Genomic DNA, 8200 nt, shown 5'->3' on the forward strand with positions numbered 1-8200 from the left:
TTTTCAGCACGATTAATTACTCAGTTCAGCCGGAATCTGCGACCACTCAGGCAGTTTGTGCTTGCGCGCGCCATAACGGTAGTACGAGGCCATGCAAAGTCCAAACAACACCCCGGCCGCCAGGGCCGTTACTGCGGCAACAAGCGGGGTTTTACCGGTCCCGCTCCAGACGAAGAGCCACATGATCGCGCCCCATGCGATACCGAACCAGGCGCCCGTCAGCAGGAAATTGGAAGCAAAGCTCGCGAAATGCGGCGGCCGCGCATAAACGCCCATCCGCCAAAGGATGCGGAAAAGCGGCGGCGCGTAATTGCTCTTCATGATGCCGGTTGCGGCAAGCTGCGCGAGTGCCGTCTCGAGTTGTTGTGGATAGGTCATGGTGAAATGTTAGCTTTGCGGCTTGGGAAGCTCGCAGGCACTGTAGCCCTTTTCGTCGTGAAAGATGCAAGCCTTCGGCAGGTATTTCGAATCGCGCAGCTCATAGATCGTCGAGTAAGTCCCGTAAGACTTGCCGGCTGATTCGATGAGGACAAGCTTGCCTTTGACCCTGTCGTCAACCGCGTACATGGCATATGACGCCCAGTCCGCATATGCCAGCGTGAAGTCCTTCCTCGCGTTCGACAGCATGACGAAGTATACGTTGGACTGGTTTGCCGACAAATCCTGGCAATAGTATCGATCCGAGATGATGTAGTCCTTGACGCCATCGCCATTCAGGTCGATCCGGTCAGCGGTCAGCGCCTGGCCGATGGACTTCCTGCCATAGCCATGCTGTTCGATGCATGAACGTTCCGGACGGTCCGAATAGCCGTCGTCGCAGGCCGACTTCATGCCAAGGCGAGTCGAAACCAGGACACCGGAGCAGTATGAAAGTGCGCCAGCCAGCTCCCCGCCGTTTGGCCACTTCGCAAGCTGTGTCTTCAGCGACTGCGCGACCGGTTCGGGAACATAATCCGGCTCGCTGGGCTTGACCTGGCGCTCTTTGCCGATCAACCGGTTGGAAGTTTGCGGTAGCGGTTCAAGGTTGGACACCCTGATATCTTCATCGGAAACGCCGGCGTCCTTCTGGCCGCAGGCGGAGATCAGTGCGAGACAGGCAAGGATCAATAAGTTTACGAGCTTACTTCGGCGGGACATGTGCGGGCCAGTTAATTTTTTGGCAAATTCTAGCACGCAGCGGCACCGGGAATGTCACTGCCGCACGAGCTCCTGTGCCAGTCCAATGAGAATTCCTTCCGGCCCGCGGATGTAACAGAGCCGGTACACGTTTTCATACTGGACCACATCCCCCACGAGCTTCGCACCCAGCTTGCCGAGCCGTGCCACCGTATCGTCGATATCATCCACAGCAAACATGACACGCAGGTAACCGAGAGCGTTCACAGGCGCCACACGGTGATCCGCAACCACCGCCGGCGCAAGAAAGCGGGACAGTTCGAGCCGGCTATGCCCATCCGGCGTGCGCATCATCGCGATTTCAACGCGCATGCCGCGCAATCCCGTAATGCCGTCGGCCCAATCGCCCTCGATTGGCGCCCGCCCTTCTAGTTGGAGGCCAAGTTCGGTGAAAAACCCTATGGCCGCATCAAGGTCTTCCACCACAATGCCCACATTATCCATGCGTTTGACTGTCATGATTCCTTCTTCCTTGCTCAACCGCCACGGACGCGCCGAAGTCTTCTCACGCATGCTCCCGCAGCAAAGTACGCCGAAGTTACCAATGCACCGGCCGCCAAGTAAAGCATCATGAAATCCGGAAGATCGGCCACAACGTTGGCCGGAAACTCCGGCTCCCCAATATCCATCACCACAATGAACACCACTCCTGAAATCACTGCACTTACGATGCCCAGCCAGGTCCTTAAAGACAGGAGTCGGCTCATAAGCAACGCACAAGCGAATGCGACGGCACCTAACTCTAAGTCACGGCGCCGAAGCGAATCGAGATATACCTCATTCAGTCGAACAAGTGCCGGATCCGTTTGCATCGCGGATTACTGCTACCGTAACGACCGTAGCAAAAGCAGCCCTGGAAGAAGTTTTGAGTTTCATAGAGATGCGGAGACAAATGGCTGGTGCGCCAAATCAGTCATGTTTAGAGCCCGGCAGTTGGAATTCTGGTCTCGCCCAACCTCAATTTCCCACCTTGGTCGAGACTCCAGGCTAAGGTCATTTTCGTATCGCTCACGCCACCCTGACCGAGACATGGGAACAAACTCGGCAAGCAAGTCAGCATGCACCTGGATAAACGATATCCCCAATTGCTTTGGCCCCACAGGCAGCGACCAGTATTCGAGTGATCGCCCACCATTTCGCATCCAGATCCTGAACTCCGGCTCTGGAAAATCCAGCTCAACGTCTGCTACGCCGCGCAGCGTAGACAAGCCGATCTCGGCGAAAGGAAGGCCGCCGACTTTTCGCTGCACCTCACGCAGCATTGAATCCAGCCGCTCGTGATCCCGGATAAATCCCAATTCAACGGTTGCGGTTGGCCATAGGTTTTCGCCCGCCATGTCCGCCTTGCGGTTCCAATGACACCGTCGGATCATAGGTGGAAGGAAGTCCTGCTCTCGATTCATGGAATCGTCCGAAAAGACGTGTATCGACTCAAATTGAGCAGCTCCCGGCCACGTGATCGTCAACTGAAAATCCGCCTCCAGCCAACCGTAAGAGTCGATAGACTCCGGAGGAAAGATCGCCAACGGCCCATCAAGCAAGGCTCCGCCAATACGCAAGCAACGGGAGCGATTAACGTTTTTCGGTGATTGCGGCATGATCAATTAATGAGTTCAGTCAAGCAGTAGGTGGAACGGGGAGGCTACGCGAGCCTTGGGACGGCGACCGAATGAAACCACTCGATCTGCGACTCCGTATCGGGGACCGGCAGTCGCCGCGCTTGCGACAACATCCCAAACACTTCCAATGCAGGTATGCCTAGCCTTAGTAGCACGCAGGCAGCAGCAAGGCCGGATCGTCCAATGCCCGCACGACAGTGCACCGCCACACCACGACCATTTTGCACCAGTGCCGTCAATTCGTGCACCAGCGCGAGGAAGCCGGCCGTATCAGTGGGCGTGCTGCGTAGTAGCCATTCTTCATTGCGTCCAACGTTGAGATAACTGGCGCGCTTCAGGCGTCCCGTTGATTGATGTGTTGGGCTATGCGTCGCCAGCCGGACACTCTTCCAATGAAACCCAATTCACAAACGCTTCGCTTCCATTCTCAATCTCTAAGAAGATATCCGAGTACGGGTTGATTTCGGGAAATGTGGAGGTCGGGTCACAGCGGACCTTTCGGCTAACCGTTTGCGATAAGAATCTTCCAAACTCAACATCAGAATTCCATAAAGTGCAGCCTCGCAAATAAAAGCTGAAATAGCCATCTTCGCTCGGTGTAACGACAAGTGCGCCATTCGTAGACGTATATATTGCCATGTAGTCGGCACCCGATTCAACGCGAGTGAGCGAGCCGAGCACGGCGGCGATCGCTTCGATTGCGGGGTCCGGATCAGGACCAGCAAGATAGGCTTCGAGGTCAGTATCCATTTTCGAAACAGGTTGAGCGACGTGTTAGCCAACACGTCGCAGACGTTGAACATGTGGTCCCTCCAGCTTGTCGGACCACCAAGCTTCCATTTCGAGGAAGTACGCGATGAGCTGATCTACCACCTCTTCGGGTTGATACTTTAGGCGCCGTGAACTCAGAGCCTCCAACCAGGGCTTCCTTAGCTGAAACCAACAGCTGTATGAGCCGCCTTTCTTCCGCTGAAGACGATACATGTGGTTGCAGTGTTGTGTTTCAACTTCCATTTTGGGAACACCAACATTATTTACGTTGGCCTCACCGAAGTTAACTATGAACCTTGGCCGGCCGTATTTATCCCACTGCACGTCGAAGACGTGGATCCTTTCCCCCTGAAAACGGCGGAACGAAGTAAATTGTGGGTGAGACGATTTTGCGCGCTTGAAACCTTGTGACTCCGCATAAGGGTAGAAGTAACGCTTGATAGCCTCTCGTAAAGGATTCGCCATGTTTGAATTTATGTCGGCTAACGTCTAAGTCAGCTGCGCCGAGGGCGTCGGCTGGAATGATTGTTTGGGTACTTGCCGGCGCATGGCGACAACGTCCTGGCGACGCGGCAAATATGAGGAAAGACGAGCGGCGAGAAATCCCGGGAGCTCTGCTGCACCGATCGCTTCAAATGACGCCGCCCCGTAAAACTGGGTGAAATGTGAGTAAGGTAGGCAATACGCTGTAGCCTCATCCAAGTAACCAGCACATGCCTCAACATTCCTGCGCCAATTCCCTTCCGCTGTAAGTCGTAAACTATTTGCATTCCACGAAGTACAGTAACTCCCTCTTCCGGACGCAACCGGACCACCCCAACAACGTGGTCCCCAAGACGAGCAACCATGACTTTATCATTTTCACTAACGCCACCACCGTACCCTGCGGCTACATATAGTTCATCAATCTGAGAAAAATCTGACTCTTGAGCAATACCGATCTCAATCATTTGATACCCACTGTTCAAGATAACTGGCCGCCGCAATGTGCAGCGCTCTTATAGCACCGCACAACGTGATTGCTCAGCGACGAGCGAAAGCAGGCGACGCCCGCGTAGGACGTCTGCTGGAGCTTAGTATTAGGTGAAGGCGCCACTGCGTACCTCATTCACGACAAACAGGAGCCGCTTTTCGTCGACGTCTTCCAACAAGACGATTTCGCCATTCTCCTGCGATTCATCTGAGATGGAAACTTGAAGTTCGTAGCGGCCAAACGGGAGTTCTCCTGAATGGGTAGAAACCGAAAACAAATAACGCTCCCGACCAAGAAGGCGAAAGCCAAGCGCATCAAAGCTAGGGCCAAATTCGCCGACAAATTCGAACGAGTGAGCGCCAACCTCGGCTTCAAGAGCACGAAAAAGTTCGGAAGCGGATGCGTATCCTGGAACCTGCATTTTTTAGCCTAACGCCTTGAAAAATTGGGAAGCCCGTATAGTTGGGGGTTGACGGAATGGTTGGGGAAAAAGCTGCGACTAGGGCGCATTTGACTCGAGCTCCAAGGTAGAACCAATAGGGACTTGGGATTTCCGAAGACCCGAAAGTAAAAGTACCGAATTCTCAAGCACCTCTGTAGTACGGCGCAGAAGGATCTCATGAAACGCTTGCACTTGAAACGGCGCTTGGCCCGGTACGTGAAGCGTGACGGGGAGCGGCGTAGCATGGGGCATGTCCGATGCCAGGACAGGCAACACAACCACGAGCCCGCGGCCGGTGATTTCAAATGTTTCGAGAACTTCGAAATGGAAGTTCATCGAGCAGCCCAACGTGGGTGCTCAGCGGAATGCGGAAGCGGGCAACGCCCGCTGTAGCGCGTCCGATGTAGCTGAGGGTTAGGCAGTTGCATCATCCGAAGCCAATCCAAGTTCAAGTGAAATGGAACGGAGCCAGGACCTACATTCGTCCGAGATAGAAAGGTTGGCTTCCGCGATCATATAGCGTAAATGATCAAAGGCCAAACCAGCCTCAGAATGCGCCAAGAATTCCCCAACGAAGGTGTCACCGTTCCTCAAACCGTCAGAATCCAAATCGTGGGCAGAATCAATGACGCTTGCCTGTTCGAAGGCCGTGGACATCAACGCCGCAACCTCGCCAATCGCCTGTTCAAACAATGTAGCCAAAGAGCTTTGCATAGAGCCTAACTTGCTTGAATTAGCCGGCGCGCTTTAGCGCGTCCGGGTTGAATGGTTTGTTGGACGAAGCCGCTACGCGGAGGATGTGATGCCGACCGACCGGATTCAAAATGTAGCCTCGCCCCCACCCGGGGATTGTTTAATGAAAAACAAGAGNGTTGGACGAAGCCGCTACGCGGAGGATGTGATGCCGACCGACCGGATTCAAAATGTAGCCTCGCCCCCACCCGGGGATTGTTTAATGAAAAACAAGAGGTTACCGCAAATGCCAGCACCTGTCGAAGCAAAGTTCAACGCCACCTACCAGCAGCACCTGCAGCACTTGAAGTTGAAGGGCCTGCGTCCCAAGACCATCGATGCCTACGCGCGCGCCATACGCCGCATCGGCGAACATTTCGCGCACCAAATCAACGACCTTTCCGAGCAGCAGCTGCTGGACTACTTCACCAGCCTGATGACCTCTCATTCCTGGAGCGCCGTCAAACTCGACCTGTATGGCCTGAAGTTCTTCTATACCCATGTGTTGAAGAAGCCTTGGGTCTTCCCCGACCTGATCAAGCCGCCCAAGGCCCAGCGCCTACCCGACATCGTCACCATCGCCGAAGCCCGCGCCCTGTTTGCGGCCACCAAGGTGCTCAGTTACCGCGTGCTGTACTTCACCCTCTACAGCCTTGGCCTGCGCCTGGGTGAGGGCCTGCGCCTGCAGGTAGGCGACATCGACGCCGTCCGCTGGCGCGTGCACGTGCGCGATGCCAAAGGCAACAAGGATCGCTTCGTGCCCTTGCCACAGGCTACGCACAAATTGCTGCAGGATTACTGGCGCGTGCACCGCAACCCGCTGCTGCTGTTCCCTAGCCGCCAAGGCGGCGTACGCGCTGCCGCAAACGCCACCACCGCGCTCGATCGCGGTGCAGTGCAAGTCGCCCTTGGCAAGGTCGTTGCCGACTGTCGTCTAAAAAAAAGATCACACCCCACAGCCTGCGTCACAGCTACGCCACGCACCTGATTGAGGCCGGCGTCGACCTGCTGGAAGTGCAGAAGATACTGGGCCACCATTCCATCCTCACCACCGTTCGCTACACGCACCTCACGGACCAGACCAAGCACCACGCCATCGACAAGATCAACCAGTTGATGGACGGTTTCGCCGTCACCTGGAGGACTGTCAAATGATTCGGCTCGCTGCTGTCATCAACACGTTCGAGGCCGAATTCCTAGACCAATACCGACACCAACTAGCGCCAGATCATTGGCGTGCGTTGGCGGCAATCAAACGATGCCRCAACCAGGCCAGTCCCAAGATGCAGCTGGCATGCTCCGATTGCGAGCGACAGGCGCTGGTCCCRCACTCCTGCGGTCACCGCCACTGCCCGCACTGCCAGAATCACGAAAGCCAGCGCTGGCTGGAACGCCAGCTTGCACGGCAGGTTCCAGCCAATTACTTCATGTTGACCTTTACCGTGCCGGCCGAATTGCGCGCATTGAGTTGGGCGCATCAGGACGTCTTCTACGAACTGCTGCTGCGTGCCAGTTGGGACACCGTGCGCACGTTCAGCCAGAATGATCGGCAATTGCGCGGCACTCCCGGCGCCATCGCGGTCCTGCATACCAACACCCGCCGCCTTGACTACCACCCGCATGTCCACCTGGTCATGCCGGCCGCAGCGATCGATGCCGGGCAGCGCAAATGGCGCAGCAAGCGCGGCACCGGGGCGTCGCCGCAAACCGGCTACCTGTTCAACCAGCGGGCGCTGGCAAAAGTGTTCCGCGCGAAGATCCTGGCAGGTCTCGCTGCAGCCGGACTGAAAGCGCCTGAACGCTATGCCAGGCAATGGGTCGTTGATTGCAGAGGCGTGGGCAGCGGCCAGAAGGCACTGGTCTACCTGGGGCGCTATTTGTACCGTGGCGTCATCCGCGAAAAAGACATTCTCGCCTGCCGCGATGGCCGCGTAACCTTCAGGTTCCGCAATGCCAGGACTTCAAAGTATGAAACGCGATGCTTGCCAGGCGCTCAGTTCCTTTGGCTGGTGCTGCAGCACGTGCTGCCCAAGGGATTCCGTCGTGCTCGCAACTACGGCTTCTTGCACCCGAATTGCAAACGCTTGATCGCGCTGCTGCATGTGCTGCTCAAATTTGCCCCGCTGCCTATGCCTGCTACGGAACGGCCGGCGATAGCCTGTCCTTGCTGCGGGGCTGCCATGAAGATCGTGAAGACGCTGTTGCGCTCCGTGGGCGCGGGACCAATGCCGCCGCCGGCAGCAGGGCAGGAGGCAATCTGATTATGTAAGTGCCGCGACAATTCGACCGGATCGGGAATGTCAGCATCCATAAGCTGAGGGCGAAGCTTTGCGAATGCATCCCGCATTCACGGCCACATCCGGCCTAGCCACACTGATCCGGTCTTCGCTCCTGCATCCGAAACCATCATGCTGTTCGCATTTTGGCGCCRCAGTCCCTATTCCGGGACAACATCCCAAGACATATTTTCTATGCGCCTGSGGTGCA

The 8200-nt window shown here is 56.2% G+C and carries 14 protein-coding genes; 3 read left to right on the plus strand and 11 right to left on the minus strand.

Annotated elements, in window-relative coordinates; genetic code table 11:
* Positions 1-12 precede the first annotated feature (12 nt).
* The 11 genes from ASD58_RS15675 to ASD58_RS15715 all read right to left on the minus strand — a co-directional run bounded on the left by ASD58_RS15675 (position 13) and on the right by ASD58_RS15715 (position 5695).
* Positions 13-378 (minus strand): DUF6404 family protein, encoded by a 366-nt coding sequence (locus ASD58_RS15675; RefSeq protein WP_057262063.1) that lies wholly within the window; start codon positions 376-378, stop codon positions 13-15.
* 9 nt (positions 379-387) lie between these two features.
* A complete protein-coding gene (locus ASD58_RS15680) occupies positions 388-1107 on the minus strand; it encodes a hypothetical protein (protein WP_057262064.1) in 720 nt (239 codons plus the stop codon).
* Between the two features lie 84 nt (positions 1108-1191).
* Positions 1192-1635 (minus strand): VOC family protein, encoded by a 444-nt coding sequence (locus ASD58_RS15685; protein WP_057262065.1) that lies wholly within the window; start codon positions 1633-1635, stop codon positions 1192-1194.
* Between the two features lie 17 nt (positions 1636-1652).
* Entirely contained in the window at positions 1653-1883 is a 231-nt protein-coding gene (locus ASD58_RS15690; RefSeq protein ID WP_156401292.1) for a hypothetical protein, read from the minus strand.
* A 165-nt stretch (positions 1884-2048) separates the two neighbouring features.
* Positions 2049-2774, minus strand: a complete 726-nt coding sequence (locus tag ASD58_RS15695; RefSeq protein ID WP_156401293.1) for a hypothetical protein — start codon at positions 2772-2774, stop codon at positions 2049-2051.
* A gap of 44 nt (positions 2775-2818) precedes the next feature.
* Positions 2819-3199 (minus strand): protein-tyrosine phosphatase family protein, encoded by a 381-nt coding sequence (locus ASD58_RS32755; RefSeq protein WP_082565431.1) that lies wholly within the window; start codon positions 3197-3199, stop codon positions 2819-2821.
* Positions 3159-3545 (minus strand): hypothetical protein, encoded by a 387-nt coding sequence (locus tag ASD58_RS31265; protein WP_156401294.1) that lies wholly within the window; start codon positions 3543-3545, stop codon positions 3159-3161. Before ASD58_RS31265 ends, ASD58_RS32755 begins: the two co-directional genes overlap by 41 nt.
* A 24-nt stretch (positions 3546-3569) precedes the next feature.
* On the minus strand, positions 3570-4031 hold the full coding sequence (locus ASD58_RS32760; RefSeq protein WP_057262068.1) for a DUF4304 domain-containing protein: 462 nt from the start codon (positions 4029-4031) through the stop codon (positions 3570-3572).
* Positions 4032-4060: 29 nt separating this feature from the next.
* Entirely contained in the window at positions 4061-4516 is a 456-nt protein-coding gene (locus tag ASD58_RS32765; RefSeq protein ID WP_373994450.1) for a GNAT family N-acetyltransferase, read from the minus strand.
* Positions 4517-4645: 129 nt separating this feature from the next.
* Positions 4646-4960 carry a hypothetical protein gene (locus ASD58_RS15705; RefSeq protein ID WP_057262069.1) on the minus strand — a complete coding sequence of 105 codons (315 nt, stop codon included), beginning with the start codon at positions 4958-4960 and terminating at the stop codon, positions 4646-4648.
* A gap of 435 nt (positions 4961-5395) precedes the next feature.
* Entirely contained in the window at positions 5396-5695 is a 300-nt protein-coding gene (locus ASD58_RS15715; RefSeq protein ID WP_156401295.1) for a hypothetical protein, read from the minus strand.
* Between the two features lie 265 nt (positions 5696-5960).
* Between ASD58_RS15715 and ASD58_RS15720 the strand changes: the two genes are divergently transcribed.
* The 3 genes from ASD58_RS15720 to ASD58_RS15725 are packed head-to-tail and all read left to right on the plus strand — an operon-like array spanning position 5961 to position 7974.
* Complete coding sequence (locus tag ASD58_RS15720; RefSeq protein WP_057262072.1) at positions 5961-6701, plus strand: site-specific integrase; 741 nt, start codon at positions 5961-5963, stop codon at positions 6699-6701.
* Positions 6659-6868, plus strand: coding sequence for a tyrosine-type recombinase/integrase (locus ASD58_RS32550; RefSeq protein ID WP_373994451.1), 210 nt, complete (start codon positions 6659-6661; stop codon positions 6866-6868). Before ASD58_RS15720 ends, ASD58_RS32550 begins: the two co-directional genes overlap by 43 nt.
* Positions 6865-7974, plus strand: coding sequence for an IS91 family transposase (locus tag ASD58_RS15725; protein ID WP_057262073.1), 1110 nt, complete (start codon positions 6865-6867; stop codon positions 7972-7974). Before ASD58_RS32550 ends, ASD58_RS15725 begins: the two co-directional genes overlap by 4 nt.
* Positions 7975-8200 lie beyond the last annotated feature (226 nt).

This window comes from Duganella sp. Root1480D1 (assembly GCF_001427305.1).
Classification (GTDB): domain Bacteria; phylum Pseudomonadota; class Gammaproteobacteria; order Burkholderiales; family Burkholderiaceae_D; genus Rugamonas.

Coding starts and splice junctions, on each gene's coding strand:
- ASD58_RS15675 (WP_057262063.1), bottom strand. CDS start 378: ATGACCTATCCACAACAACTCGAGACGGCACTCGCGCAGCTTGCCGCA.
- ASD58_RS15685 (WP_057262065.1), bottom strand. CDS start 1,635: ATGACAGTCAAACGCATGGATAATGTGGGCATTGTGGTGGAAGACCTT.
- ASD58_RS15690 (WP_156401292.1), bottom strand. CDS start 1,883: ATGAGCCGACTCCTGTCTTTAAGGACCTGGCTGGGCATCGTAAGTGCA.
- ASD58_RS15695 (WP_156401293.1), bottom strand. CDS start 2,774: ATGCCGCAATCACCGAAAAACGTTAATCGCTCCCGTTGCTTGCGTATT.
- ASD58_RS31265 (WP_156401294.1), bottom strand. CDS start 3,545: ATGGATACTGACCTCGAAGCCTATCTTGCTGGTCCTGATCCGGACCCC.
- ASD58_RS32760 (WP_057262068.1), bottom strand. CDS start 4,031: ATGGCGAATCCTTTACGAGAGGCTATCAAGCGTTACTTCTACCCTTAT.
- ASD58_RS32765 (WP_373994450.1), bottom strand. CDS start 4,516: ATGATTGAGATCGGTATTGCTCAAGAGTCAGATTTTTCTCAGATTGAT.
- ASD58_RS15705 (WP_057262069.1), bottom strand. CDS start 4,960: ATGCAGGTTCCAGGATACGCATCCGCTTCCGAACTTTTTCGTGCTCTT.
- ASD58_RS15715 (WP_156401295.1), bottom strand. CDS start 5,695: ATGCAAAGCTCTTTGGCTACATTGTTTGAACAGGCGATTGGCGAGGTT.
- ASD58_RS15720 (WP_057262072.1), top strand. CDS start 5,961: ATGCCAGCACCTGTCGAAGCAAAGTTCAACGCCACCTACCAGCAGCAC.